Source organism: Streptomyces sp. UC4497, from assembly GCF_054871485.1.
The window spans coordinates 193,669-219,204 of record NZ_JBTYHB010000008.1; the positions used below are offsets into that span (position 1 = coordinate 193,669).

Here is a 25,536-nt window from a genome sequence, read left to right on the forward strand (position 1 = left end):
AGGGGGCTCGGAGGGGTTCAGGTGAGGGCGAGGAGGCTGACGGCGACGGCGGCCGTGCCCAGGCCGACCAGCTGCCCACGGTGGATCCGCTCCGCCAGCACGCCGCGCGCGAGCAGCACCGTACCGGCCGGGTAGAGGGCGGTGATCACGGCGACGACGGTGAGGTCACCGCTGCGCGCCGCCAGCAGGAACAGCAGGTTGGCGATCGAGTCGAGCACACCCGCGGCCGCCGAGATCCCGTACGCGGGCTTCTCCTCCCCGAGCCGCCGGCGCAGCATCGCGGCCGCGCCCAGCGTGACGGCCGACGACACCGCCCTGCCGACGATCAGCGGCGCCACGCCACTGTCCGACGGTGCCTGGTGCAGACAGACCAGCTGCAACGCGATGGCCGCGCCCGCCCCGAAGGCGAGCAGCAGCGCCGTGCGCGAGGGACGGGACGAGCCCGCGCCGCTCCCGGCGCTGACCAGGACCACGGCGACGAGCGCAAGCGGCAGCCCGATGAGCCCCGCCGTGGCGAGGTGCTCGCCCTGGAGCAGACCCACGGAGACCGGCAGCGCGGCCGACACCAGGGCCGTCACGGGGGACAGCACGTTCATCGGCCCGATGGCGAGGGTCTTGTAGAGCAGCGCGAACGCGGCGGCCGACGCGACACCGGAGGCCACGCCCCAGCCCACGGCGGCGGAGCTGAACGAGGCGCCGAGGAACGGCCACAGCAGCAGCTCGACCGCGAGGCTGGCGGGCGCGGCGACCATCACGGTGCGCAGCACATGGGACTTGCGGGCGCCGAGGCCGCCGAGGAAGTCGGCGCATCCGTAGGCGAGAGAGCTGCCCAGGGCCAGCAGCAGAGCGATCACGAAACTAGTCCTTGCCATCTTTGTGCTTCAGTGGAACGACCAAACCGTACAATGAACCGACCGTGATGTGTCAACCGAACGACCGCGCGGTACATTCCACTGGCCAGTCGGTGGTGAAGCGGAAGGTGGTCTGGTGACCGAGACAGAGGCAGCCCTGCGCACGCTCGCGCACAACGTCAGGACGGCCCGGACCCGCGCGGGCCTCTCCCTGGACGAGCTCGGCCGCCGCGCCAAGGTCAGCAAGGGTGCGCTCGTCGGCCTGGAGAAGGCGCAGGGCAATCCGAATTTCGCCACCCTGGTCCGGCTTGCCGACACCCTTGGTGTCTCGGTGTCGGCCCTGCTGGAGGGGCCTGCCGAAGGGCGCGTACGGGTCGTGTCCGCGGACGCCGTGATGCCGCTGTGGGCGGGGGAGCGGGGTGGTGAGGCCCGTCTCATGCTGACCACCGCCGGCCCGGCACCCGTCGAGGTGTGGCGCTGGCGGCTCGAACCCGGTGAGGAGTACCCCAGCCACCCCCACCAGGCCGGTGTGGTGGAGACCGTGAGCGTGACCGAAGGGCGGATGACCCTCGTCGTCGACGGCGCCGAACACCCCGTGGCGGCCGGCCAGACCGCCACCTTCGACGGGGACGCCGCGCACACCTACCGGGGTGCGGGTGACGGGACCTGTCACCTGATCATGACGGTGCACCTGCCGCCGGGGTCATAGGCGCCACCTATCCGGGGCATCGATTTTTGGTCGTGGACCTCCGCGCACGCAAACCGCTTCACTGACGCGGTAGTTGGGGCGGCGCCGGACGGGCCCGGTGCCGCAGTCCCCAGCCGTGCCCGGATGGAGGTTGCAATGACGCACGCCCCGGACGCCGCCGCAGGCGCCACCACTGTGGTGAAGGCCAAACCGTGGTACCGGCAGCTGTATGTGCAGGTGCTGGCGGCGATCGTCGTCGGCATCGTGCTCGGCTGGCGGTGGCCCGACCTGGGCACGGCGATGGAACCGGTCGGCACGACCTTCGTCACGGCGATGAAGATGCTGATCGGCCCGATCGTCTTCCTGACCATCATCGGCGGCATCGCGGGCGTGGCCGACCTCAAGAAGGTGGGTCGCACGGGCGTGAAGGCGCTCGTCTACTTCCAGGTCGGCACCATCGTGGCGCTCGGCTTCGGGCTCCTCGCCATCAACCTGTTCCCCCTCGGCGAGGGGGTGCACGCGGACGTCGGCGGCCTGCACACCTCGGGCGAAGCGAGCCAGTACGTGGAGCAGGGCGAGGCCCAGCACTGGTGGGAGTTCCTCACCCATCTCGTCCCGGACAGTTTCTTCGGCGCGTTCGTCGAAGGTGACATCCTCCAGGTCATCTTCCTCGCCGTGATCTTCGGGATCGCCCTGAAGATGGTCGGCCCGGTCGGCGAACCGATCATCGCGTCCGTCAACCGCCTCACCGAGGTGGTCTTCAAGGTCCTGTCGTTCGTGATGAAGGCGGCCCCGGTGGGCGCCTTCGGCGCGATGGCCTTCGCGATCGGCAAGTTCGGCCTGTCCACACTGACCAGCCTCGGCTCGCTGATCCTGCTGTTCTACGTCACGTCCATCGTGTTCGTGGTTGTGGTCCTCGGCGCCGTGCTCTCCCTGTACGTGAAGCTGAACCTCTTCCAACTCCTGCGCCACTTCAAGGAAGAGCTGCTGCTCGTCCTCGGCACCTCGACGGCCGAGCCCGCGCTGCCGGGGCTCATGCGCAAGCTGCAGTTCATGGGGGTCGACCGGTCGACGGTCGGCCTGGTGGTGCCGACCGGCTACAGCTTCAACCTCGACGGCGCCGCGATCTATCTGTCCCTCGCTACGCTGTACATCGCCCAGGCCACCGACACCACGCTCTCCCTCGGCCAGCAACTCGGCCTGCTGGCCGTCATGTTGCTGACCTCCAAGGGTGCGGCCGGGGTCGCGGGCGGCGGGTTCATCGCGCTGACCGCGACCCTGTCGACCGTCGGACATGTGCCCGTCGCGGGCATCATGCTGATCTTCGGCATCGACAAGTTCATGTCCGAGTGCCGGGCCCTGGTCAACTTCTGCGGAAACGCCGTGGCCACCCTCGTCGTCGCCCGCTGGGAGAACGCGCTCGACCTGGAACGGGCGCGGCGGGTCCTGGCGGGGGAGGAGGTCGAGGTGCTGCCCGCGGCGCCGGCCGCGACCGCGAAGGTGCCCCCGCAGAAGGCCGTCCCGGCGCCTGCCCCACCAGCCTGAGCCGCGGCCGCCCGCCCGCCCCTCCCCGCGGACAACGCCATGTCGACCTGTCTATAGGTTGCCCTTATGGCAGCAGGTGGAGGAGGCAGGATGGACGCGCGGCAACTGCAGTACTTTCTCGCCATCGTGGAGCACGGCGGCTTCAGCAAAGCAGCCGCCGCGCTCCACGTGGCGCAGCCGTCGTTGTCGCAGGCGATGGCCAACCTGGAGGCGGACCTCGGCGTCTCGCTCTTCCACCGGATGGGCCGCGGCGTCGTCCTGAGCGAGGCGGGCGCCGAACTCCTGGAGCCGAGCCGCCGAGTGTTGCGCGACCTGGCCGCCGTACGCGAGCGGGCCGCCGCCCTGACCGGACTCGGCAGCGGCACCGTGGAAGTGGCCACCATGCCCTCACCCGGCATCGAGCCCATGGCCACGCTCATCCACCGGTTCGCCCAACTCCACCCGGACGTCACGATCAGCACCCGCGCCGCCTTCACCCCCGAGGAGACCGTCGAACTGGTCCGCAGCGGCGCCTGCGAACTGGGGCTGCTCGGCGCCGACAAGCCGGTGACCGCGCCCGGCATCGACATGCTGCCGGTGGAGGAGCAGCCGTTCGTCGTTGTGGGCGCGGCCGAAGGCCCCTTCGCCGACGGCGCCGTACTGCACCCCCAGGATCTGGCCGGTCACAAGCTGATCGCCTCACGGACCGGGAGCCTGATGCGCAGCATCGTCGACGACATCACCGCCCGCGGCGGGGACGCCGAGATCGTCGCCGTCGTCGACCACCGCACGTCCATACTCCCGCTGGTGCTCACCGGCGTCGGCGTCGCCGTGCTGCCCGCGGCCTGGACCCGGCTCGCCCGCCGCTGCGGCCTCGCGGTCGCCTCACTCGTACCGACCGCACACCTGCACGTCGCCATGATCAGCCTGCCCGCGCACCTGACGCCCGGAGCACGGGCCTTCCTGGAGCTGACCCGCTCGCTGGCGGAACGCCGTGCGCGGACCCCGTCGACGTAGCGCTCACGCACCGGCCGTCCGACCCATCAGTCGCGCCTATGTGTCGCATCGGAAGCATGTCTTGGACGCCCCGCGAACCGGCCTGTTGACTCGGGAACACACCAACCGCCGCCCGGCCAGGCGCTCTTGAGCACTCCCTTGAGCACGGGCGTTTCCCGTACTTCTGGAGGCCCTCGTGTCCGAGCTCCGCACCTTCCGCATCGCCGCCATCCCCGCCGACGGCGTCGGCACCGAGGTCGTGGCGGCGGGGCGCGCCGTCCTCGACGCCCTCGCCGCCGGCTCCGAAGGGGCCTTCGCCTTCGACTGGCAGGAGTTCGACTGGGGCTGCGAGTACTACGCCCGTACGGGCAAGATGATGGCCGACGACGGCCTCGACCAGCTCAAGGACTTCGACGCCATCTACTTCGGCGCGGTCGGCTGGCCCACCGTCCCCGACGACGTCAGCCTGTGGGGCCTGCGCCTGAAGATCTGCCAGAACTTCGACCAGTGGGCCAACGTCCGCCCGGTGCACTTCCTGCCCGGCGTGGTCAGCCCGCTGCGCAAGGCCGACGACACCGAACTCGACTGGGTCGTCGTCCGCGAGAACAGCGAGGGCGAGTACGCGGGTCTCGGCGGCCGCAACCTCTCCGGGCGCGGTCCCGGCGGCGAAGTGGCCGTCCAGTCATCGCTGTTCACGGAGGTGGGCTGTGAGCGCATCATCCGCTTCGCCTTCGACCTGGCCCGCACGCGCAGCCGCCGCAAGGTGTCCTCGGTGACCAAGTCCAATGCCCAGCAGTACGGGATGGTGCTGTGGGACGACGTGTTCAAGCGGGTGGCCGCCGAGTACCCGGACGTGGAGACGGAGAGCGTGCTGGTCGATGCCATGTCGGCGAAGTTCGTGCTCAGGCCCGAGGACCTGTCCGTCGTGGTGGCCTCGAACCTCAACGCCGACATCCTCTCCGACCTCGGCAGCGCGCTCGCCGGCAGTCTCGGCCTCGCGGCCAGCGCCAACCTCAACCCCGAGCGGCGCTTCCCGAGCATGTTCGAGCCGGTGCACGGCTCGGCCCCCGACATCGCGGGGCAGGGCCTGGCCAACCCGATCGGCGCGGTGGGCAGTGCGGCGCTGATGCTGGAGCACTTCGGGCTGCCCGACCAGGCGGCGCGCCTGAACAAGGCGATCGAGACCGTGACCGGGGCCGGAGTCCTCACCCGCGACGTCGGCGGCACGGCCTCCACCGAGGACGTCACCAAGGCGCTGATCGACGCGCTGGGCAACTGACCCCGCCGGGCGACACGATCCGTCCCCGCCGGTCCTCGCGCGGCCACACCATCCGTCCCGGCCGGTCCTCGGGTCGCGCCGACAGGCTGGGACGGCCGCTCCGAAGCGGCCACTCAAGTGCCGGGCCCCGCTCGCAGCGGGGCCCGGCACTCGCCGTCGGCTACCAGCTGACCCCGGCCGCCACCGGTCGGTGGTCGCTGCCGGTCGCGGGCAGTACCCAGGACCTGTCCGCCGTGACGCCCCTGACCAGGATCTGGTCGATGCGGACCACCGGGAAGTCCGCCGGATAGCTGAACCCGAACCCGTCGCCCGCCTCTTCCTGAACCGACCGCAACTGCGAGGTGAGGCCGTGGAGGGCACGGTCGTCCGTGCTGCCGTTGAGGTCACCGAGCAGCACCACCCGCTTGTTGTCCTCGGCCGCGATCGCCTCGGTGAGGGCCTGCGCATTGCGGTCCCGGCTCTCCGTCCAGAAGCCGCCGCGGGGCATCACACGCACCGACCCGAGGTGGGCCACGTACACCGCCACCGGACCGTTGTCCGTGGTGACCGTGGCGCGCAGCGCCCGGTTCGAGGGCAGCTTCTCGGCGGCCGACTTGGTGGCGCCCAGCGGTCCGACGTCCATCGCTGTGTCGACCGGCTCGACGTCCGACAACGGCAGCTTGCTCCACAGCCCGACCGTCCCCTGCACCGTGTGATGCGGATACGCCTCGGCCAGCTCCTTCTCGTACGTGCCGCGGCCCTGCGCCGTGATCTCCTCGAGCGCGAGCACATCGGCCCCGGAGGCTGCCAGGTCATGGGCCGTCCTCGCCGGATCGCGGTTGTCGGCGCCGACGTTGTGGCTGACGACGGTGAGATCACTGTCCTCCGCGCGCGCCTTGTCGCCGAGCATGCCGCCGAAGAGGCCCGCCCACACCACGGCCGGCACCAGTACCGCCACCACGGCGGTGGCGGAGCGCCGCCACAGCGCCCCGGCCAGCAACACCGGCACGAGGAGACCGAACCACGGCAGGAACGTGTCCACCAGACTGCCGAGGCCCCCGCGGTCCGTGACCTGCGCATGCAGCAGCAGAACCAGCCCGAGCAGCAACGCGAGGGCCGCGAGGACCCGGCCACGCTTCCAGGGACCCGGCCGGGAGAGAGCATGGAGGAGAGCACGGGAGAGGGCGGGGACCGATCGGGTCATCCGTGCGCGCTTGCTGTCGGTCACTGCTGCATCCTCGGGTCCTCGGTGGGGTTCGCGTACGGGGCCGGACAACCGTGGTCCACGGCCTCGGTACGCAGTTCGTAGTGCCAGGGCTCGTTGCCGTAGATCTGGCAGAGCCCGTACGCGGCGCCGTGCTCGGACAGCCACGCCGTCGCCCCGGAGCCCCCGAGATCGACCGCGTCGCCGGACACGTGCGGCGAGGTGTCGGCGGTGGCCACCCATTGGGCGGCCGCGGCCTCGGAGCCGTACTTGTCGACCGCCTCGCCGAGCAGCCGGTTCTGGTACTCGGGGGAGCGCCAGCCACTGTTCACGGAGAACGTGACGCCGTCGTCGGAGGCGTCCGTCGCCGCCTGGCGGAGGGCCTTGAGCAGGTCCGGATCGAGCCTGCCGACGGCCGGGCTGCTGTCGTCGAAGACCGTCACGCCGTCGGGGACCACGCCGTCGGCCTCGCCCACCGCGTTCTGCCCGCCGCGCTCCCGCGATGCCATGGGGGAGGGCACCGAGGTGGACGAGGGCGTCGGACGAGCCTTCGTCGGCGGTGAGGCCGACGAGGGCCTTGGTGACCGGAGGCCGAGGATCGTGGCGACCACGGCCGCGATGACGACGATGCCGATGACGAGGCCGATCGGCAGGAGCAGCGGACGCGGCCGGCGGGCCGATGGGTTTCGAGTCATGCCGCCAGTCAAGGCAGCGCGATGTTGCCCGGGCGTCTGCGCTTTTCGATACGCCGACGATACGCGCCGACTCGTAACGTGAAGGGCATGCGTGTGCTGATTGTCGAGGACGAGCGGTATCTGGCGGAGGCCGTGCGCGACGGGCTGCGCCTGGAGGCGATCGCCGCCGACATCGCGGGGGACGGGGACACGGCCTGGGATTTGCTGAGCGTCAACACGTACGACATCGTCGTCCTCGACCGCGACATCCCCGGGCCCTCCGGCGACGAGATCGCGGGACGGATTGTCGCCTCCGGCAGCGGCATGCCGATCCTCATGCTGACCGCGGCCGACCGCATCGACGACAAGGCCTCCGGGTTCGAACTCGGCGCCGACGACTACCTGACGAAACCGTTCGAGCTCCAGGAACTCGTGCTCAGGCTCCGGGCGCTCGACCGCAGGCGCGCCCACAACAGGCCGCCCGTGCGGGAGATCGCGGGCGTGCGCCTCGACCCGTTCCGCAGGGAGGTCTACCGGGACGGCCGCTTCGTCGCGCTGACCAGGAAGCAGTTCGCCGTGCTGGAAGTCCTCGTGGCGGCGGAGGGCGGGGTCGTCAGCGCGGAGGAACTCCTGGAACGGGCGTGGGACGCGCACGCCGACCCGTTCACCAACGCCGTCCGCATCACCGTCTCCGCGCTGCGCAAGCGGCTCGGCGAGCCGTGGATCATCGCCACGGTGCCGGGCGTCGGTTACCGCATCGCGGTGCGACCGCAGGACGAGGGCCGGGGCCGTGCATAGGAAGCGCGGATTGAGCGTCCGCCTCAAGCTCACCCTGAGCTACGCCGGATTCCTCATGCTCGCCGGTGGGCTGCTGCTCGGCGCCGTGGGGTTCTTCTTCGTCCGAGAGGGGTGGCTGCAGACCAACGAGCAGGGGTCCTGGCGAGCGACTCCGGGCACCACCTTCGTGCGCGGGTTCGCCCCGCTGGCGGCCGGGGTCATGGTGTTCCTCCTGGTGTTCGGCCTCGTTGGAGGATGGCTCCTCGCCGGCCGCATGCTCGCCCCCTTGAACCGCATCACCGACGCCACCCGCACGGCCGCGACCGGATCCCTCTCCCACCGCATCCTGCTGCCGGGTCCCCAGGACGAGTTCCGCGACCTCGCCGACGCCTTCGACTCGATGCTCGCGCAGCTCGAGGCGCACGTCGCCGAACAGCGCCGCTTCGCGGCCAACGCCTCCCACGAACTGCGCACCCCGCTCGCCGTCTCCAAGTCGCTCCTCGACGTGGCCCGCGCCGATCCGCACCGCGACACCGGCGAACTCCTCGACCGGCTCAGCGCCGTCAACACCCGCGCGATCGACCTCACCGAGGCGCTGCTCCTGCTCAGCCGCGCCGAACAGCGCACCTTCACCCGCGAGGACGTCGACCTCTCCCTCGTGGCGGAGGAAGCCGCCGAAACGCTCCTCCCGCTCGCGGAGAAGAGCGGCGTCACCCTCGAAACCCGCGGCGACATCACCCACGCCTCCGGATCACAGCCGCTGCTGCTGCAACTGGCCACGAACCTCGTGCACAACGCGATCGTCCACAACCTGCCCGGACGGGGCACCGTGTGGATCGGCACCGGCAGCCGCCCCGGTTCAGCCGTGCTCACCGTCGAGAACACCGGTGAGGCGCTGGCCCCGGAACTCGTCGCCACCCTCACCGAACCCTTCCAGCGCGGCACCGAACGCATCCGCGGCGACCACGCCGGTGTCGGCCTCGGCCTCGCCATCGTCCAGTCCATCACCCGCGCCCACGACGGCACGCTCACCCTCACGCCCCGCCCCTCCGGCGGCCTGTGCGTCACCGTGGAACTCCCGGCGGCCGACATGTGAGGTCGGCCACCGAACGTGCCCTGCGGGTCAAGAACCCCAGGTCACCGTGTCATCATGCGATGACATCGCTTGATGACATGAACGGGAAGAACGTGCAGCCCTCCATACCGACGCCCGACCGGGCCCCGGCCCCTGCCCCGCTCGGCCACCCCCGCGCCCTCGTACCGGTCCTGGTCAGCCTCGGGATGCTGGTCGCCGTCGTCAGCAGCCTCGGCGCGCCGCTGATCCCCACCATCGCCGCAGAGGACCACGTCGCCGTCTCCACCGCGCAGTGGGCGCTCACGGTCACCATGCTGGTCGGCGCCATCGCGACGCCCGTCATGGGACGGCTCGGCGACGGGCCGCACCGCAAGCGCGTCATCCTCGGCGGGCTCGCCGCCGTCTTCGTCGGCAGCCTGCTCGCGGCGCTGCCGGTCGGGTTCGCCTGCCTCCTGGCGGGCCGGGCGCTGCAGGGCGTCGGCATGGGCCTGGTGCCGCTGGCCATCGCCACCGCGCGCGACGCGCTGCCGCCGGAGAAGGCGCGGGGCGCGGTGACGACGCTGTCGTTGACCACCGCGGCGGGCATCGGCCTCGGCTACCCGATCACCGGGCTCTTCGCGGAGTACCTCGGCATGTACGCCGGATTCTGGTTCGCGCTCGCCACGGCCGCCGCCGCGTTCCTCGCCACCCTCCTCGTCGTGCCCAAGCCGCCGCACCGGCCCAGCACCCCCATGGACGTGCCCGGAGCGCTGCTGCTCGCCGGAGGCATGGCGGCGCTGCTCCTCGCGCTCGCCGAGGGGGAGCGGTGGGGCTGGTTCTCCGCGCGGCTGCTGGCCCTCGCGGTCGCGGCGGTGGTCCTCCTCGGCGGGTGGATCGCGCACTCGCTGCGCTCCACGCACCCCCTCGTACGCGTCCGCCTCGTCAAGGACCGCGGCGTCCTCGTCGCCAACCTGACCACCATGGTCGGCGGCGTCGGCACGTACCTGCTGATCTCCCTGGTCACCCGGTACGTGCAGACGCCCGAGTCCGGCGGCTACGGCTTCGGTGCGTCGATCGTCGTCACCGGCCTGCTGCTCGTGCCGTTCTCCGCCGCCAGCCTCGTCACCGGGCGCCTGGTGCGGGCGATGGGCCGGGCCGCGACGCCCGGCCGCATGCTGCCGCTCGGCTGCCTGCTCTCGCTCGGCTCGCTCGTCTGCTTCCTGCTCGCCCGCTCCAGCCTGTGGGGCATCGGCGCGATGATGGCGCTCGCCGGACTCGGTGTGGGCGTCACGTTCGCCGTCACGCCCGGCCTCATCGTCGGCGGCGTCCCCGCGGCGGAGACCGGAAGCGCCATGAGTTTCAATCAGGTCGTGAAGTACATCGGTTACTCGACCGGCAGCGCGCTCAGCGCCGTCGTCCTTCAGGCCTCCACCCCGCTCGGCTCCGCGCTCCCCACCGACGACGGTTACCGCAACGCCGGCCTCGTCGGCTGCGCCGCCTTCCTCGCCACGGGTGTCATCGCCGTCGCGCTCACTCGCGCGGGCGCTCGCGCCCGCCCCTCCCTCGTCGCGGCGGGCGCGGCCGCGGAGGCCCGCACCGAACCGAGCCGCACATGACCGGCGAGGCCCCCGACCGACGGGCCAGGAGCGCCCGCAACAGCGCCCGCAGCCGCGAGGCGCTGCTGCGGGCCGCGACCGAACTGTTCTCCGAGCGCGGTTACGACCGCACCACCATCCGCGAGATCGGCGAACGGGCCGGTGTCGACGCCGCCCTCATCTCCCGCTACTTCGGCAGCAAGGCGCTGCTGTACGTGGAGGTGCTGCGCGCCGAACACGGCGACACCGCCCCGGACGACCTCCTCACCGGGCCCCGCCTGCGGGAGGTCGCCGAACGCGCGGAGCGTCGCGGCCCGGTGCCGCTGCTGCGCGTCGCCGTCCAGTCCTCCAGCGACCAGGCGGCGCAGGACGCCGCCCGCGCCGCCCTCCAGGACCGGCTCGTCGAGCCGCTGCGCGCCCGCTTCACCCGCGAGGGCCGCGACCGGCCGGGACTGCGCGCCGACGTCCTGGTCGCCTCGGTCGCCGGAGTGCTCCTCGCCCGCCACTCCGGTGCCTTCGACGACCTGGCGGACGCCGACCTCGACGCGATCGTCGACGTCCTCCTGGAGGCCTGGGGCGGCGACTGACCCGCACCTTTCACCCGAGTGGCGGTATTCAAACCGCCTCGCTCTGCGCCGAGCGCGCAGGCGCGTGAGCCTCGCAAGTAACTGACCGTACTTTCGAGGTGGTGGAGATGCAGGAGATGCAGACGAGAGCTCTCGTTTCGGAATTTCTCGGCACGTTGCTGCTGGTGTTCTTCGCCGTCGGATCAGCGGTCCTGGGAGCCCAGTTCATCGGCACCCTCGGCATCGCCCTCGCCTTCGGCTTCACCCTGCTCGCCCTGGCCTACGCCCTCGGCCCGATCTCCGGCTGCCACGTCAACCCGGCCGTGACGCTGGGCATGCTCTGCGCCCGCCGCATCGACATCGCGACCGCCGTGCGCTACTGGATCGCCCAGTTCGTCGGCGGCATCGTCGGCGCGGCCCTGCTGTTCCTGCTCGCCAAGCAGGTGCCCGGCCTCAAGACCGACGGGGCCTTCGGCTCCAACGGCTACGGCGACCGCTCCGACGTGCACATCAACATGGGCGGCGCGTTCCTCGCGGAGGTCGTCCTGACGTTCCTCCTCGTGTTCGTGGTGCTCGCCGTGACCCACCGCGTGGCCGTGGTCGGCTTCGACGGACTGCCCATCGGCATCGCCCTCGCCGTGATCCACCTGGTCGGCATCCCGCTCACGGGCACCTCCGTCAACCCGGCGCGCAGCCTCGGCCCGGCGATCTTCGCCGGCGGCGACGCGCTCTCGCAGCTCTGGCTGTTCATCGTGGCGCCCCTGGTCGGCGGCGTGATCGCGGCCCTCGTCCACCAGCTCACCCACCCCTCGGGCGAGGAGCGCACCATCGCCGACGAGGCGTCCGCGGCCTGAGCGGATCACGGGCGCCCGGCTGCCCGTGACGATCACCGGTGGCCGTGTGCCCGTGACGATCACGGGTACCCGGCCTCGGCGGAGCAGGAACGGCGAACCCGACCGAAGGGAGCGGTCGTGAGCGAGAAGGACCGGCTGCGGACCTATCGCGGCAAGCGGAACTTCGACACCACCGGCGAACCGTCGGGCGATCACGGCACGGCGCGGGACGACGAAGAGCCCGTGTTCGTGGTGCAGATCCACGACGCGAGCACGATGCACTTCGACTTCCGCCTTGAGGTCGACGGCGTGCTCAAGTCCTGGTCGATCCCGAAGGGCCCCTCCACCGACCCCCACGACAAGCGGCTCGCCCTCCCCACCGAGGACTACCCCCTCGACTACCGCGACTTCGAAGGCGTGATCCCCGAGGACGAGTACGGCGGCGGCACCGTCATCGTCTGGGACCAGGGCACCTACCGGCCCGCGAGCCACGACAAGCGGGACCGGCCCGTGCCGTTCGACGAGGCGCTGGAGAACGGCCACGCCACGTTCGACCTGCACGGCGAGAAACTGCGCGGCCGGTACGCGCTCACCCGCTTCAAGGGCCGCGAGGACAAACCCACCTGGCTCCTCGTACGCGAGGGATCCGGCGGCAGCGGCGGCACCCCCGACCCCCGGCGCGCCCGCTCGGCCCGCAGCGGCCGCACCCTGCGCCAGGTCGCCGAGGAGGCCGACGGCGGTGACGGCGCATGACCGGCCTCCTCGACACGCTCCCGCCCGAACTGGAGAAGCGCGTCCGCGACGCCGCTCCCGGTGTGGAACTCGCGGCCTCGCCGATGCTGGCGACGCTCAGCGACCGCCGCGAGTTCGCCAAGGACTGGATCTTCGAGCGGAAACTGGACGGCATCCGCGTCCTCGCCGTCCGCGAGAACGGCCGCACCACGATCCGCTCCCGCTCGGGCCGCCGCCTCGACGCCACGTACCCCGAGATCATCGAGGCCCTCGACGCGCAGGAAGCGGCGGATTTCACCGTCGACGGCGAGATCGTCGCGTACGCGCACGGCCGCACGGACTTCTCCCGCCTCCAGCAGCGCATGGGACTGACGAAACCACGCGACGTCGCGGCGAGCACCGTGGCCGTGAAGTACTACGTCTTCGACCTGCTGCGCCTCGACGGCACGGACGTACGCCGCCTTCCGCTGCGCACCCGCAAGTCCCTGCTGCGGCAGGCCCTCACCTTCACCGATCCCCTCCGCTTCAGCAGCCACCGCAACGAGGGCGGCGCCGAACTCCTCGCCGACGCCTGCGAGCGCGGCTGGGAGGGCCTCATCGCCAAGCGGGCCGACAGCACGTACCAGCCGCGCCGCTCCGGCGACTGGCTGAAGCTGAAGTGCGCCCACGGGCAGGAGTTCGTGGTCGGCGGCTTCACCGAGCCCACCGGCAGCAGGGAGGGCATCGGCGCGCTGCTGATCGGCTACTACGAGGGCGACCGGCTGCGCTACGCGGGCAAGGTCGGCACCGGCTTCGACCGGCGCACCCTCCTCACCCTGCGCACACAACTCGACGAACTCCAGCAGTCCCGCTCGCCGTTCACCGACCGCGTCGCCGAGCGCACCGCGCACTGGGCGCGGCCACGGCTCGTCGCGCAGATCGAGTTCTCCGAATGGACCCGCGACGGCATGCTGCGCCACCCCCGCTACCAGGGACTGCGGGACGACAAGAACCCGACCGACGTCGTCAGGGAGCACGCGTAACCATGGCCAGCGACAAGAAGGTGCTGCGCGAACTCCTCGACAGCGAGGGCAGGACCTACGCCGCCGAGGCGGGCATCCGCCTCAAGAACACCCCGCAACCCCTGTACCGCACGCTCGTCCTCGCGAGCCTGCTCAGCGCCCGCATCCGGGCCTCGGTCGCGGTCGCCACGACCCGCGCCCTGTACGACGCGGGCCTGCGCGACCCGCGCACCATGGCCGACGCCACCTGGCAGCAACGCGTCGACGCACTGGGGGAGGGCGGCTACCGCCGCTACGACGAACGCACCGCCACCCAACTCGGCGACGGCGCCCGCATGCTGCTCGACGACTGGGGCGGCGACCTGCGCAGGATGCGCGAGCAGGCGGACGGCGACGAGACCGAGATGCGCGCCCTGCTCCGCCGGACCCCCGGTCTCGGCCCCACCGGAGCGAGCATCTTCCTGCGCGAGGTCCAGGACATCTGGCCGGAGTACGCGCCGTTCCTGGACGCCAAGACCCTCCAGGGCGCGGAACGCCTGGGCCTCCCGAAGAACCCCGCCACCCTGACCCGCCTCGCCGGCGACACCCCGCGGGCCGAACTGTCGGCGGCCCTGGTGCGGGCCGCGCTCGACAAGCACGTGGTGGACGACTGCCTGGAGCGGGCCGCCTGAAGACGGAAGGTCCGGGGGAGTGGGGTCATAGATACAAGCTTGTATCTATGCCTGTTAGGGTCCAGGCATGCCTCGGACCCAGCCCCAGCAGTCCCCGCCCCCGCACGCGAAACCCGCGTCGGCGGCCACCACGGTCTACGCGGTCACCAAGGAGCTGATCCTCACCGGCGAGCTCCCCGGTGGCAGCCTCATCAGCGAGGGAGAGATCGCCGAGCGCGTGCAGGTGAGCCGGACCCCCGTACGGGAGGCGTTCCTGCGCCTCGAGTCCGAGGAACTGCTGAGGCTGCATCCCAGGCGCGGCGCCGTCGTCGTGCCCGTCCCGCCGGGGGAAGCGGCGGACGTCCTGGAGATGCGGCAGGCCGTCGAGCAGTCCGCCGCCGAACGCATCGCCCGCGTCGGCCTCGCCCCCGAGCACGAGCAGCGACTGCGTGAACTCATCGCCCGCCAGCGGGAGTTGGCGACCGAGGGCGACGTACGTGCCTTCGCCGTCGAGGACGAGGCTTTCCACCGCGGTGTCGTAGAGGCCTCCGGGAACGGGATCGCCGCCCGCTTCTACGAGACCCTCGGCGACCGGCAACGCCGCATGAGCGTCTCCGCGCTCGGCCACCGGCCCGAGCGGCTGCCCGGCCTCGCCGACGAGCACGAGGCGCTGCTCGACCACCTCGGCGCCCGGGACGGTGCCGCGTTCGCCGAGGCCCTGCGCGCCCACCTGGCCGCCACACACGGCCACCAGCACTGAACCAACCCCGCCCCCCCCCACCCCTGAAAGAGCCCTGCCCTCACGATGCTCGACACGCGCACCACCCAGCAGCCGGCCGAACCCGCGGCTGCTCCCGTCCGGTCCGGCCAGTGGCGGACCGTCGCCGCGGCGATGTTCGTCTGCGGCTGGGGCGGCAACCAGTTCACGCCGCTCCTGCTCATGTACCGCGAACTGGGCGGCTATTCGACACTCAGCGTCGACGCCTTCCTCGGCGCCTACGTCGTCGGCCTGGTCCCCGGCCTGCTGCTCGCCGGGCCGATATCCGACCGGCGCGGACGCCGCCCGGTGATGATCGCCGGCACCCTCGCCTCCATCCTCGCGAGCCTCGTCCTGTGTTTCGGCGAACACAGCGCCTGGCCCATCTACGTGGGCCGTCTGATGACCGGCGTCGCCGTCGGCATCGCCATGGCCGTCGGCAGCAGCTGGGTCAAGGAACTGTCGACCGGGGCGGATGCCGGGGCCGCCGCGCGCCGCGCCTCCCTGTGCCAGACCGCCGGCTTCGCCCTCGGCGCCGGAGTCGCCGGAGCCCTGGCCCAGTGGGGCCCCTGGCCGATGGTGACGCCGTACGTCGTCCACATCGTGCTCACCGCCGCGGTCCCGGTGCTCCTGCTGCGCATCCCGGAGACGCGGACCGCGGTGCGCGGCGCCGCGGGCTCGCTCCGCGCGCTGCTCGGTGACCTCGCCACCGACCTGCGCATCCCCGCCCCCGCCCGCCGCCGCTTCCGCTGGGTGGTGCTCCCGATGGCCCCGTGGGTGTTCGGCGCGGCGGGACTCGCGTACGCCGTCATGCCCCAACTCGTCGACAACCGGGTCGGGCACTGGGGCCTCGCCTACGCGACCGCGCTCACGGTGCTGACCCTGGGCACCGGCGCCGCCGTGCAGCCCCTGGCCAAGAGGCTCGACAGCCGCAAGGGCCCGCGCGGCGGGCGGGCGCCGGTCGCGGCCATGTCGGTCATGCTGCTCGGCACCGTGCTGTGCGCCGTCAACGCCGCCGTACTGTCACCGTGGCTGGCCGGGGCCGCCGCCGTCGCGCTCGGCGCCGGATACGGCATCGCCGTCGTCTCCGGGCTCCTGGAGATCCAGCGGATGGCGGGGCCCGACGACCTCGCGGGCCTGACCGGCATCTACTACACGCTCGCCTACTCCGGGTTCCTGCTGCCCACCGTGCTTGCGACGCTGTCGGCGTGGCTGCCCTACTCGGTGATGCTCGGCGCGATCGCCGTCGTCGCTCTCGCCTGCCTCGTGCTGGTCACCGTCGGCGGGCGCGCCACGCAGGAGGTCAGCGGCCCGGCTCGTACGTGAGCTGCTTGACCTGTCGTACGAAGAGGGCGCTCTCGACGGACCGCACGCCGGAGAGCGCCCCGATGCCCTCGCTCACGTACGTGTACAGCTCGCGGGTGTCGCGGTGCACGGTCGCCGCGAACACCCCGGCCACCCCGGTCACCGCCGCCGCGAACCGGACCTCCGGGTGCGCCGCGAGGGACTCGCCCACGGAGGAGAGCGCGGACGGGGCGACGGTCAGCCACAGCGCCGCCATCACGGAGCGGCCGAGCAGTTCGTGGGTGTGCTGCACGTCGAAGTAGAGGACGCCGCTCGAACGCAGCCGGTCCAGGCGGCGCTTGACGACCGACTCCGACTGGCCGGTGGCTGCCTGAAGTTCGGTGAGTGCCACCCGGCCGTCCCGGCGGAGCAGGGCCAGAAGGGTTTCGTCGACCTCGTCGAGCGCCGGGGGCGGAGCGGACGGTGCGACGGACGGCGCCCGCAGCGCCGCCTCCTGCTCCGCGTCGAGCGCGTTGATCTTGTTGAGCCAGCCGACCGGGCCACCGTAGAAGGGGTGCAGAACGCACTGCGCGGTCGCCGACGTGACGAGGGGCGTGCGCTGGAGACGGGCCAGGAGCGGTTCGTCCTCCTGTCCGCCGCGCGGCCTGATCGAGCACAGTACTTCCGTGCCACCGGAGAGCAGACCCACGTACGACGTGTCGGGCCGCCGCGCGAGGGCGCCCGCCAACTGCTCCGCCCCGTCCGGCGCGCAGCGCAGCCGGACCAGCCAGCTGCTGCGCCCGAGGAGCGCCTCGTCGGTGACGCCGATGACCCGCAGCCCCACGCTCCCGCGCAGCCGCCGGAACCGGCGGGCGACGGTCTGGTCGGAGACGCCGAGGACGGCCGCGATCCGGCTGAACGGGGCCCGCCCGTCGAGCTGCAGGGCCTGCAACAACTGCAGGTCGAGTGCGTCGAGCACGTGCGGCTCCGGGGCGTGGTCATGACTGATGGGCGTACGCGTGATCGTAAAGGAGCCGGAAGTGCGGCGGGCGGCGGCACCCTCCTGAAACGGACGAGCCCGGGGCCGCGTCTGCGGCCCCGGGCTCGTCCGTTCTTCCCTCAGCCGTGCGGGTGCGCCAGGTCCAAATCGAGGGCCTCCACCGCGCGGCCGTTCACGGACACCGTCCGGGTCGAGGCCGGGTAGCCGCTGGCGACCAGCGAGTACTCGCCCGAGTCCAGATCGCCGAAGGCGTACGCGCCGTCCGAGCCGGTGGTCGAGGTGCCCACCACGTTCCCGGCCGCGTCCAGCAGCGTCACGCGCGCGTCGGACAGCGGCCGGAGCTCCGCCTTCGTACGGATCCGACCCTCCAGGCGGACGCCCGGCCGGAGTGCGATGTCCGGCTGGACGGTGGCGGACTTGGCGGCCCGCGCCGCGACGGCGGTGGGCCGGAACCCTTCGGCGGTCACGGAGATCGTGATCTCACCCTCGGCGATGTCCCCGAAGACATAGCTCCCGGAGGCGTCGGTGATGCCGGTCGCGAGGACGTCGCCGCGGGCGTCCGTCACGGTGACGACGGCGTGGGCGAGGGGGAGCCCGTCGTCCGCGCCGACGACCTTTCCGGTCATGCTGCCCGCGCCGGACAGCAGGATGTCGTGCTCGGTCGGACGGTCCGCGAGGACGAGGTTCGTCGCGTGCGGGTGGTGGCCGTCCGCCGTCGTGATCAGCACATGGGCGCCGGGCCCGGGAACCGGCACGCGGTAGCGCCCGTCGGTCCCGGCGACGGCGCGCGCGAGCTGCCGGCCCGTCGGCGAGATGAGGGTGAGCACGGCACCCGCCAGGCCCGCGCCGGCCGCGTCGCGCACGGTGCCGGACAGGGCGGGCTCGGTGGCGTCCACCGCTTCGACCGGCTCGGGTGCGGGAGCAGACCGGGGCGCCGGCTTCGGCCGTCGCAGCAGCACCGCACCGACCAGCGCCGCGAGCACGGCCAGCGAACCGGCCACGATCAGGCACAGCTGCATCCCGTCGAGGAACGACTCGGACAGCGCGCCGAGCGCCCGCCCCCGGTCCGCCCCGAGGTCCAGCTGGGCGACCGCCCCGAGCCCCTGCGCCTCCGCCGCACCGACGACCCGCTCCGCCGCGGACCCGGTGACCCCGGCATCGGCCAGGTGCTCGCCCAGCGACCCCGTGGACTTCGACGTGAGCAGCGCGCCGAGGATCGCCGGACCGAGCGCGCCGCCCACCTGCCGCAGCGCGTTGTTGCCCGCAGCGGCCATGCCCGCCAGGTGGTGCGGCACGGAGGACACGGCGGTCGCCGTCATGGGCGTGACGACGAGACCCATGCCGAGCCCGAGCAGGGCGAGCCGCCAGGCCATCGGGCCGAACGAGGTGTCGGCGGTCAGCGACGTCAGCGAGAACAGCGCGCCCGCCGCACACAGCAGACCGACGGTGATCAGCACGCGCGGCGAGATCCGGTGCATCACACGACCGGCCACAGGGCCGACGAAGAAGCAGACCCCGGTCACCATCAGCAGCCGGTACCCGGCGTCGAGGGTGTCGAGCTGCTGCACCATCCCGAAGTAGAGGCTGAGCACGAAGAAGAACCCGATGAGCCCCATGAAGGTGATCATCGCGATCAGGCTCGTCGCGCTGAATCCCGCGCTGCGGAAGAGCCCCAGGTCGAGCATCGGACTGGCGCTGCGCCGCTCGAAGACGACGAAGGCGATCAGGCCGACCACGGCGAGCCCCAGCGCCACCAGCACCCGGGTGTCCGTGAAGGAGCCGGCGCCGCCCTCGATCACCCCGTACACGAGCGCCGTGATGGCGACGGTGGCGGTGATCTGTCCCGGCCAGTCGAGCGCCCGGGCATGCGGGGCGCGGGAGTCCTTCACCAGCTTGGCGGCGACCGCCATGGCGAGCAGCGCCACGGGTATCGACGGCAGATAGATCCAGCGCCACTCCTGGTGCGCCAGGATCACGCCCGAGATCAGCGGGCCGACGGCCAGCGCCGCCATCAGGGACGACGCCCACAGGCCGACGAACTTGCCGCGCTCACGCGGGTCGGGCACCGCTTGGCTGATCATCGCCAGAGTCGTCGGCAGCAGCGCCGCCGCACCGATCCCGGCCAGCGCCTGGCCGGTCCACACCACCTCGACCGACTGTGCGCACAGCGCCGTCGCGGCGCCGACGGCGGTGAACGCGAGGCCCGCCTGGAACACCTTCTTGCGCCCGTGCACATCGCCGAATACGCCCGCCGTGAGGATGAGCGCCGCCATCGGCAGCACGAACGCGTCCGACACCCACGACAGCTCGGAGGTGGACGCGCCCAGCGCGCGCTGGATCGCCGGGAGACTCACCGACACGGAGGTCACCGGCAGATAGGCGACGAACACCCCGACACAGGCCATGACGAGGGTGACGGCCCGCCGCTCCTGTGTTCCGTTCGCCGTTGTCGCCACGTTCACGAAGACCCTCTCCTGCGGCGCGGTGCGCCGCGTTCGACATTCCGATCGTGAGCACCCTCCGTCCTCGGGCGGCATCGGGGCCAGCCAGGGTCGCCGAACCCCGGAAAACCGATGCCGGGATGCCCGGATTCACGGATTTCCGACAAGCCGCGGGACATGCGTGCGCACACCGGACATGCGCGCGTACGTACGAGGAGGGCCCCGGCGATGCATCCGCCGGGGCCCTCCTCGTACGACGTGCCGCGGGTCAGCCCGCCACCGCGTCCGGTTCGGCCGCCACCTGGGGCGCGGCCTCGCCCGTGAGCCGGGTGACCGCGTCCTGCATGTGCGCGTCGAGGAGCATGAGGAGGCGCTCCTCGTCCTCGTCGCGCATCGCCTCGATCAGCTCCGCGTGCTCCTCGACCAGCGCGTCCGGATCGGGGTGGTCGTCGGTGAGGACCGACAGGCACATCCGCGTCTCCACGAACAGGGTCTGCGCGATGCGCTGCAGGCGCGGGCTGCCGGACTCCTCGACGAGCACCTGGTGGAAATCCATGTCGGCGGCGCTCAGCGCCGCCTCGTTGCCGCGCCGCGCCGCCGACTCCATCCTGCGGTGCACCTTCTCCAGATGGTTCGCGGTGGTCTGCGGGTCCTGCTGGAGCACGAGTCGGCAGGCCGCGGACTCCATGGCGGTGCGCGCCAGATAGATGTCGCGCACGTCGTCCTCGTCGAGGCGGGTCACGAAGACGCCGCGATGCGGTGCGCTGACGGCGATGCCCTGCTGCACGAGGCGTTGCAGCGCCTCGCGCAGGGGACCCCGGCTCACGCCCAGCTGACCCGCCAGCTCGGCCTCGCCGAGCTGGGTGCCCGGCGCCAGGGTGCCGTCCATGATCGCTTCCGTGAGCCGGGCGGCGATGACGGTCGCCGCGGGTTCACGCTTGACCGGTCGCAGCGCTTTCGCAGTGGCCATATTAAGTTCGGTCCTCTGATCGGCGCGGCCGCCGCCTCAGGCGGTCGCGGGGGTCGGGGAATGGGGTGTGCGGGAGAGCCGGAACAGCGAGCCGAGGCCCTCGCGCGGCGTCTCGTCGCCGGCGAGCCGCAGGCCCTCCCAGGCGGTGACCTGGTTGGCCGTCAGGACGGGCTTGCCGACGGCCTCCTCGAGGTCGTCGAGCCAGGCGGCGCTGTGCAGCGCGGTGTCCGGCAGCAGGATCGCCTCGGCGTCCGGGTGGTCGTTGTTCCGCGCCAGTTCGATGACCTGCTCGCGGCCCAGCGTGCCGACCTCGGCGGCGGTGATGATGCCCTGCCCCGACACCGAGACGACCTCGGAGCCGTGGTGCTCCAGGAACCGGACGAAGTAGCCCGTCACGTCGTCCGGGTACGTCGCGGCGATCGCCAGGCGGCGCACCCCGAGCGCTTGGACGGCGTGCGCGAACGCGAAGGACGTGGAGGAGGCCCGCTCGGCCGGAAGGCCCGCCGCCTCGGCGAGTTCGGCGACCTGCTTGCGGGCGCCCTCGGGTCCGAAGATGAAGCTGGCGCTGGTGCACGCCCAGATCACCACGTCCTGCGGCTGGGCGAGCAGCTCACCGAGCGCCGCCTTGAGACGGTGCGTGGAACCCATCTCCAGGAGGTCGTCCACCCGGTGCGCGTCCACGCCGATGTCCGTGTGGACGAGCGTGAGCCGGGCTCCGCCGCCGATCATCCGCTCGAGGCGCGGATAGTCGTCCTCTGCGGAGAATCCGGGGTACAGAAACCCGACTCGGGTGGTCTTCTCGCTCATGCTTTCGACGTCCTTTCGTGCAGGCAGTGTACCGGGAATCCGGTCAAATGTAGATTGTTGACAGTACGAAGAGCGGCAGCGCCACGGGTGTGGCGCTGCTCAGGGGGCAGAGGTCAGGGCGTCAGCCGAGGTCGAGGTCCGCGATCGGCTCGTCCGGGGGAGCGGCCGCCGCCGACTCGGGCGCGGCGATCTGCTCCCAGTCGGCGGCCTCCCGCACGACGGCCGCCGCGGCGGCGGGCGGCGGGGGAGCGATGCCCCGCCCGAGGTAGGGCGAGAGCGCCGCACGGGCCGCCGGGTCGATCAGCGACTGGTAGTCACCCGCCGCGCTGGCGCCCGCGTGCCGCAGCGCGGACCACATCGTGACCTGGTTCGCGGAGATCACCGGGATCCTGAGCTCCGCCTCCAACTGCGGGATCACGTCGTACGTCGACAGGTTGGTGCAGCTGATGAAGAGGCAGTCGGCGTTCGTCAGGTCCGCCGAGCGGGCCAGCTCCACCACGTTGCGATAGCCGACCTTCCAGATCTCCCCGGTCAGGCCCATGTACTGGCGGCCGACCACGTCCACGTCCGCCTCGCCGAGGAAGTCGGCGAGCGAGTCCGTCAGCGACGCCGTGTACGGCGTGATGACGCTGACGCGGCGTGCCCCCAGCTCGCCGAGGGCTTCAAGGAGCGCACCGGATGTGGTGACGGAGGGGGCGCCGCCGCCCGCACCGCTCATGGACACGCACATCGCACGTTCGTGCGCGGTGCCGCCGACGAAGCTGCCGGATGTGCAGGCGTACGCGTAGGACGCGGGCCGGACCGCGTCGAGGGCCATGACGGCGTTGTGCAGGGTCTCGTGCTCGCTGATCAAGCGAGCCATGTCCACGCTGACCTCCACGGGAACGTACGGGGTGCGGGTCAGGTGGAGGGAGATCTCCTCGGGGGTCCAGCGCCACAGCTCGCGATCGAGCGCGAAGTCGAACGGGGCGACTACGCCGATGCCGAGCTGCGGGACGGGTCCGCCGAAGGTCGTGATGTCCAATGCAGTGCCCCTTCGTGGCTGCACGCGTACGAGAAGCGGTCCGTACGCCTGAGGTGGACGTGTAATGGCAGGTGGTGCGAGGGGGAGAGGTGTTTTGCCGGACGGTCCACGGGTAAGGGAGTGGGCCCGCGGTTCGCCTGTAGATTGTTGACAACGTAAAGATCGGCTGCTTAGCGTGTCAATCCCCTACGCGGGGCGGCTCGTTCGTCGTGGTGAAAGCCTCGGTAAAGAGCCGGGGAGTTCAGCCCAGGGGATGGCCCTTCCCCAGCCCTCACGGGGCTTCGTTCCTCCATGGTCAACCCTCGTACCGCACCTCGCATAATGTCCGCTCCGATCGTCGCCGCTTCCCTCGGGCGACCAGAAGGACCGCCGTGCCGAAGACCGAGAAATCCCGCGTCCTGGTGCTCGCCGACCACCGGCCCAGCGGCCTGGAGGAGGTGGCCGCCCACGCCGAGCTCGTCTGCATCCCCGAGGACCGTCTCGCCGCGGAACTCCCGCACGCCGACGCGCTGTTGGTATGGGAGTTCGGCACCGACGCACTGCCCGGCGCCTGGCCCGAACGGGGCGGACCGCGCTGGGTGCACACGGCGAGCGCCGGCGTCGACCGTCTGATGTTCCCGGCCCTGCGTGAATCCGAGGCGATCCTCACCAACTCGCGGGGCGTTTTCGAACAGCCGATCGCGGAGTACGTCGCGGGGCAGATCATTGCCCTCGCGAAGGACTTCGCCGGCACCTACGACCGGCAGCGCGACCACGTCTGGCGGCACCGGGTCACCCAGCGGGTCTGGGGGACACGCGCGGTCGTGCTTGGCGGCGGGCCCATCGGCCGCGCCGTCGTACGCACCCTGCGCGCGCTCGGCATCGAGACCGACCTGGTCGGACGCACCCGCAGGGAGGGCGACCCCGAGGTCGGCACGGTGCACGCCTTCGACGAGCTCGACGCGCTGCTCACGCGCGCCGACTGGGTGGTCTGCGCGGCGCCGCTGACCGAGCAGACGCAGGATCTGTTCGACGCGGCCACCTTCGCCCGAATGAAGCGCGGCGCCCGCTTCGTCAACGTCGGGCGCGGCCCGATGGTCGTCGAGAAGGATCTGCTCTCCGCCCTGGAAGAGGGCCAACTGGGTGGCGCGGCGCTCGACGTGTTCCGCGAGGAACCGCTGCCCGCGGACAACCCGCTGTGGGACGCACCCAATCTGCTGGTCTCCCCGCACATGTCGGCCGACACCGACACCTGGCTCGACGACCTCGCCGAGGTCTTCGCGGACAACTTCACGCGCTGGCGCGCGGGCCGCCCGTTGCGCAATGTCGTGGACAAGGAACTGGGCTACGTACCGGTCGCGGACGCCCCGCAGGCCGCAGCAGAGGAGGGCTCCCGATGACCAGCACGACCGACGCCACCCCCGCGACCGCCGCGGGCACCCCGGCTCCCCAGGAGCCGTACGCGCTGACCGCCACCGAGCTGCTCGCCGCCTACGAGAGCGGCGACCTGTCCCCGGTCGAGGCCACCGTCTCCGTGCTCGACCGCATCGAGTCCGTCGACCCCAAGCTCAACGCGTTCTGTCTGGTCGACCGCGACGAGGCGCTCGCACAGGCCCGGGCGAGCGAGGAGCGTCGTCGGCGCGGCGAGGCCCTCGGCCTCCTCGACGGCGTGCCGACGTCCATCAAGGACCTGATGCTCACCAAGGGCCACCCGACGCTGCGCGGCTCGCTGACCATCGCGGCGGACCGCGAGTGGAACGAGGACGCGCCGTGCGTCGCCCGGATGCGGGAACAGGGCGCCGTGTTCGTCGGCAAGACGACGACCCCGGAGTTCGGCTGGAAGGGTGTCACCGACAACCCGCTGACCGGCGTCACCCGCAATCCGTGGGACCCCTCGACCACGGCGGGCGGCTCGTCGGGCGGCAGCGCGTCGGCCGTCGCCGCGGGCATGGCCCCGCTGTCCATCGGCACCGACGGCGGCGGCTCGGTGCGGATCCCGGCCGCGTTCTGCGGCATCTTCGGCATGAAGCCCACGTACGGGCGGATCCCGCTCTACCCGGCCAGCCCGTTCGGCACGCTGGCGCACGCGGGCCCCATGAGCCGCACCGTCGAGGACGCCGCCCTCCTCATGGACGCCATCACGGGCTTCGACAGCCGCGACTGGTCGGCCCTCGACGCCCCGCACGGCAGCTACCGCGCCGCCGTCACCGAGGCCCTCGCCGACGGCTCCCTGCGCGGACTGCGCATCGCCTACGCCCCGACCCTCGCGGGCGCCCCCGTGGACCCGCAGGTCGCCGAGCGAGTCGCCGCCGTGGCCCGGCTCCTGGCCGACCTCGGGGCGGATGTCGAAGAAGCCGACCCGGGCTTCTCCGACCCCGCGGAGGCGTACCACACGCTGTGGTTCTCGGGCGCCGCCAAGGTCGTCGAACACCTGGGCGCCGAGCAGTTCGCCCAGCTGGACGCCGGGCTCCAGGAGGCGTGCCGCGAGGGCGCCGCGAAGAGCGCGCTCGACTACCTGGGCGCCGTCGACACGCGCATGGCGCTCGGCGTGCGCATGGGGCGCTTCCACGAGACGTACGACCTGCTGCTCACGCCCGCGGTGCCGATCCCGGCGTTCGAGGCGGGCGTCGAGGTGCCGGCCGGCAGCGGGCACAAGCGGTGGACGGGCTGGACCCCGTTCACGTACCCCTTCAACCTGACGCAGCAGCCGGCCTCCACGGTGCCGTGCGGCGTGACCGAAGCGGGTCTGCCGGTGGGCGCGCAGCTGGTCGCCGCGCGCCACGGCGACGAGCTGGTGCTGCGCGCGTCGGCGGTGCTGCACGCGGCGCTGCGCGGATCCGGGGTGGTGGACACGGCGCCGGTCGGCTGAAC

At 72.0% G+C, this 25,536-nt stretch carries 24 protein-coding genes; 16 read left to right on the forward strand and 8 right to left on the reverse strand.

Annotated features, from left to right (window positions below):
• Positions 1 to 17: 17 nt before the first annotated feature.
• On the reverse strand, positions 18 to 854 hold the full coding sequence (locus tag ACYSUO_RS14100) for an EamA family transporter (protein WP_461776422.1): 837 nt from the start codon (positions 852 to 854) through the stop codon (positions 18 to 20).
• 133 nt (positions 855 to 987) lie between these two features.
• On the opposite strand from ACYSUO_RS14100, the gene ACYSUO_RS14105 reads away from it, so the two are divergent.
• The 4 genes from ACYSUO_RS14105 (at position 988) to ACYSUO_RS14120 (ending at position 5,338) form a co-directional block, all read left to right on the forward strand.
• Positions 988 to 1,560: a helix-turn-helix domain-containing protein gene (locus ACYSUO_RS14105; RefSeq protein ID WP_461776423.1), complete on the forward strand. Its 573-nt coding sequence runs from the start codon at positions 988 to 990 to the stop codon at positions 1,558 to 1,560.
• 135 nt (positions 1,561 to 1,695) lie between these two features.
• The gene (gene dctA, locus ACYSUO_RS14110) at positions 1,696 to 3,084 is read left to right on the forward strand and encodes a C4-dicarboxylate transporter DctA (protein WP_461776424.1); all 1,389 of its coding nucleotides are present in this window, start codon (positions 1,696 to 1,698) and stop codon (positions 3,082 to 3,084) included.
• Positions 3,085 to 3,174: 90 nt separating this feature from the next.
• On the forward strand, positions 3,175 to 4,080 hold the full coding sequence (locus ACYSUO_RS14115) for a LysR family transcriptional regulator (RefSeq protein WP_461776425.1): 906 nt from the start codon (positions 3,175 to 3,177) through the stop codon (positions 4,078 to 4,080).
• 175 nt (positions 4,081 to 4,255) lie between these two features.
• Positions 4,256 to 5,338 (forward strand): tartrate dehydrogenase, encoded by a 1,083-nt coding sequence (locus tag ACYSUO_RS14120; protein WP_461776426.1) that lies wholly within the window; start codon positions 4,256 to 4,258, stop codon positions 5,336 to 5,338.
• Between the two features lie 160 nt (positions 5,339 to 5,498).
• On the opposite strand, the gene ACYSUO_RS14125 is transcribed toward ACYSUO_RS14120, so the two are convergent.
• Positions 5,499 to 6,521, reverse strand: coding sequence for an endonuclease/exonuclease/phosphatase family protein (locus ACYSUO_RS14125; RefSeq protein WP_461776521.1), 1,023 nt, complete (start codon positions 6,519 to 6,521; stop codon positions 5,499 to 5,501).
• 20 nt (positions 6,522 to 6,541) lie between these two features.
• Positions 6,542 to 7,216 (reverse strand): M15 family metallopeptidase, encoded by a 675-nt coding sequence (locus ACYSUO_RS14130; protein ID WP_461776427.1) that lies wholly within the window; start codon positions 7,214 to 7,216, stop codon positions 6,542 to 6,544.
• Between the two features lie 87 nt (positions 7,217 to 7,303).
• Between ACYSUO_RS14130 and ACYSUO_RS14135 the strand changes: the two genes are divergently transcribed.
• The 10 genes from ACYSUO_RS14135 to ACYSUO_RS14180 all read left to right on the forward strand — a co-directional run bounded on the left by ACYSUO_RS14135 (position 7,304) and on the right by ACYSUO_RS14180 (position 16,486).
• Positions 7,304 to 7,993, forward strand: a complete 690-nt coding sequence (locus tag ACYSUO_RS14135; RefSeq protein ID WP_461776428.1) for a response regulator transcription factor — start codon at positions 7,304 to 7,306, stop codon at positions 7,991 to 7,993.
• Positions 7,986 to 9,068, forward strand: coding sequence for a sensor histidine kinase (locus ACYSUO_RS14140; RefSeq protein WP_461776429.1), 1,083 nt, complete (start codon positions 7,986 to 7,988; stop codon positions 9,066 to 9,068). The genes ACYSUO_RS14135 and ACYSUO_RS14140 overlap by 8 nt, the downstream gene beginning before the upstream one ends.
• 59 nt (positions 9,069 to 9,127) lie before the next feature.
• Positions 9,128 to 10,642: an MFS transporter gene (locus ACYSUO_RS14145; RefSeq protein WP_461776430.1), complete on the forward strand. Its 1,515-nt coding sequence runs from the start codon at positions 9,128 to 9,130 to the stop codon at positions 10,640 to 10,642.
• Entirely contained in the window at positions 10,639 to 11,208 is a 570-nt protein-coding gene (locus tag ACYSUO_RS14150) for a TetR/AcrR family transcriptional regulator (RefSeq protein ID WP_461776431.1), read from the forward strand. Before ACYSUO_RS14145 ends, ACYSUO_RS14150 begins: the two co-directional genes overlap by 4 nt.
• A gap of 116 nt (positions 11,209 to 11,324) precedes the next feature.
• Positions 11,325 to 12,041 carry an MIP family channel protein gene (locus tag ACYSUO_RS14155; protein ID WP_461776432.1) on the forward strand — a complete coding sequence of 239 codons (717 nt, stop codon included), beginning with the start codon at positions 11,325 to 11,327 and terminating at the stop codon, positions 12,039 to 12,041.
• A gap of 117 nt (positions 12,042 to 12,158) precedes the next feature.
• A complete protein-coding gene (locus ACYSUO_RS14160) occupies positions 12,159 to 12,773 on the forward strand; it encodes a DNA polymerase ligase N-terminal domain-containing protein (RefSeq protein ID WP_461776433.1) in 615 nt (204 codons plus the stop codon).
• Positions 12,770 to 13,774: a non-homologous end-joining DNA ligase gene (gene ligD, locus ACYSUO_RS14165; protein WP_461776434.1), complete on the forward strand. Its 1,005-nt coding sequence runs from the start codon at positions 12,770 to 12,772 to the stop codon at positions 13,772 to 13,774. The genes ACYSUO_RS14160 and ligD overlap by 4 nt, the downstream gene beginning before the upstream one ends.
• A gap of 2 nt (positions 13,775 to 13,776) precedes the next feature.
• Positions 13,777 to 14,424 carry an endonuclease gene (locus ACYSUO_RS14170; protein WP_461776435.1) on the forward strand — a complete coding sequence of 216 codons (648 nt, stop codon included), beginning with the start codon at positions 13,777 to 13,779 and terminating at the stop codon, positions 14,422 to 14,424.
• 67 nt (positions 14,425 to 14,491) lie between these two features.
• A complete protein-coding gene (locus tag ACYSUO_RS14175; RefSeq protein WP_461776436.1) occupies positions 14,492 to 15,163 on the forward strand; it encodes a GntR family transcriptional regulator in 672 nt (223 codons plus the stop codon).
• Between the two features lie 45 nt (positions 15,164 to 15,208).
• Positions 15,209 to 16,486, forward strand: a complete 1,278-nt coding sequence (locus ACYSUO_RS14180; RefSeq protein ID WP_461776437.1) for an MFS transporter — start codon at positions 15,209 to 15,211, stop codon at positions 16,484 to 16,486.
• Here the strand turns inward: ACYSUO_RS14180 and ACYSUO_RS14185 are convergent.
• The 5 genes from ACYSUO_RS14185 to ACYSUO_RS14205 form a co-directional block, all read right to left on the reverse strand.
• A complete protein-coding gene (locus ACYSUO_RS14185) occupies positions 16,464 to 17,423 on the reverse strand; it encodes an Lrp/AsnC family transcriptional regulator (protein WP_461776438.1) in 960 nt (319 codons plus the stop codon). The genes ACYSUO_RS14180 and ACYSUO_RS14185 overlap by 23 nt on opposite strands.
• Before the next feature lie 140 nt (positions 17,424 to 17,563).
• Entirely contained in the window at positions 17,564 to 19,906 is a 2,343-nt protein-coding gene (locus ACYSUO_RS14190; protein ID WP_461776439.1) for a DHA2 family efflux MFS transporter permease subunit, read from the reverse strand.
• A gap of 247 nt (positions 19,907 to 20,153) precedes the next feature.
• A complete protein-coding gene (locus ACYSUO_RS14195) occupies positions 20,154 to 20,855 on the reverse strand; it encodes a GntR family transcriptional regulator (RefSeq protein WP_461776440.1) in 702 nt (233 codons plus the stop codon).
• Between the two features lie 36 nt (positions 20,856 to 20,891).
• Entirely contained in the window at positions 20,892 to 21,662 is a 771-nt protein-coding gene (locus ACYSUO_RS14200) for a maleate cis-trans isomerase family protein (protein ID WP_461776441.1), read from the reverse strand.
• A 121-nt stretch (positions 21,663 to 21,783) separates the two neighbouring features.
• The gene (locus ACYSUO_RS14205; RefSeq protein ID WP_461776442.1) at positions 21,784 to 22,686 is read right to left on the reverse strand and encodes a maleate cis-trans isomerase family protein; all 903 of its coding nucleotides are present in this window, start codon (positions 22,684 to 22,686) and stop codon (positions 21,784 to 21,786) included.
• 371 nt (positions 22,687 to 23,057) lie between these two features.
• Between ACYSUO_RS14205 and ACYSUO_RS14210 the strand changes: the two genes are divergently transcribed.
• On the forward strand, positions 23,058 to 24,065 hold the full coding sequence (locus tag ACYSUO_RS14210) for a D-2-hydroxyacid dehydrogenase (protein WP_461776443.1): 1,008 nt from the start codon (positions 23,058 to 23,060) through the stop codon (positions 24,063 to 24,065).
• On the forward strand, positions 24,062 to 25,534 hold the full coding sequence (locus ACYSUO_RS14215) for an amidase (RefSeq protein ID WP_461776444.1): 1,473 nt from the start codon (positions 24,062 to 24,064) through the stop codon (positions 25,532 to 25,534). The genes ACYSUO_RS14210 and ACYSUO_RS14215 overlap by 4 nt, the downstream gene beginning before the upstream one ends.
• Positions 25,535 to 25,536 lie beyond the last annotated feature (2 nt).

Bases quoted from the DNA above. Each gene is read 5' to 3' on its own strand.
- ACYSUO_RS14130 (WP_461776427.1), bottom strand. From the start codon at position 7,216: ATGACTCGAAACCCATCGGCCCGCCGGCCGCGTCCGCTGCTCCTGCCG.
- ACYSUO_RS14215 (WP_461776444.1), top strand. From the start codon at position 24,062: ATGACCAGCACGACCGACGCCACCCCCGCGACCGCCGCGGGCACCCCG.
- ACYSUO_RS14170 (WP_461776435.1), top strand. From the start codon at position 13,777: ATGGCCAGCGACAAGAAGGTGCTGCGCGAACTCCTCGACAGCGAGGGC.
- ACYSUO_RS14135 (WP_461776428.1), top strand. From the start codon at position 7,304: ATGCGTGTGCTGATTGTCGAGGACGAGCGGTATCTGGCGGAGGCCGTG.
- ACYSUO_RS14180 (WP_461776437.1), top strand. From the start codon at position 15,209: ATGCTCGACACGCGCACCACCCAGCAGCCGGCCGAACCCGCGGCTGCT.
- ACYSUO_RS14125 (WP_461776521.1), bottom strand. From the start codon at position 6,521: ATGACCCGATCGGTCCCCGCCCTCTCCCGTGCTCTCCTCCATGCTCTC.
- ACYSUO_RS14155 (WP_461776432.1), top strand. From the start codon at position 11,325: ATGCAGACGAGAGCTCTCGTTTCGGAATTTCTCGGCACGTTGCTGCTG.
- ACYSUO_RS14145 (WP_461776430.1), top strand. From the start codon at position 9,128: ATGACATCGCTTGATGACATGAACGGGAAGAACGTGCAGCCCTCCATA.
- dctA (WP_461776424.1), top strand. From the start codon at position 1,696: ATGACGCACGCCCCGGACGCCGCCGCAGGCGCCACCACTGTGGTGAAG.
- ACYSUO_RS14150 (WP_461776431.1), top strand. From the start codon at position 10,639: ATGACCGGCGAGGCCCCCGACCGACGGGCCAGGAGCGCCCGCAACAGC.
- ligD (WP_461776434.1), top strand. From the start codon at position 12,770: ATGACCGGCCTCCTCGACACGCTCCCGCCCGAACTGGAGAAGCGCGTC.
- ACYSUO_RS14195 (WP_461776440.1), bottom strand. From the start codon at position 20,855: ATGGCCACTGCGAAAGCGCTGCGACCGGTCAAGCGTGAACCCGCGGCG.
- ACYSUO_RS14200 (WP_461776441.1), bottom strand. From the start codon at position 21,662: ATGAGCGAGAAGACCACCCGAGTCGGGTTTCTGTACCCCGGATTCTCC.
- ACYSUO_RS14175 (WP_461776436.1), top strand. From the start codon at position 14,492: ATGCCTCGGACCCAGCCCCAGCAGTCCCCGCCCCCGCACGCGAAACCC.
- ACYSUO_RS14115 (WP_461776425.1), top strand. From the start codon at position 3,175: ATGGACGCGCGGCAACTGCAGTACTTTCTCGCCATCGTGGAGCACGGC.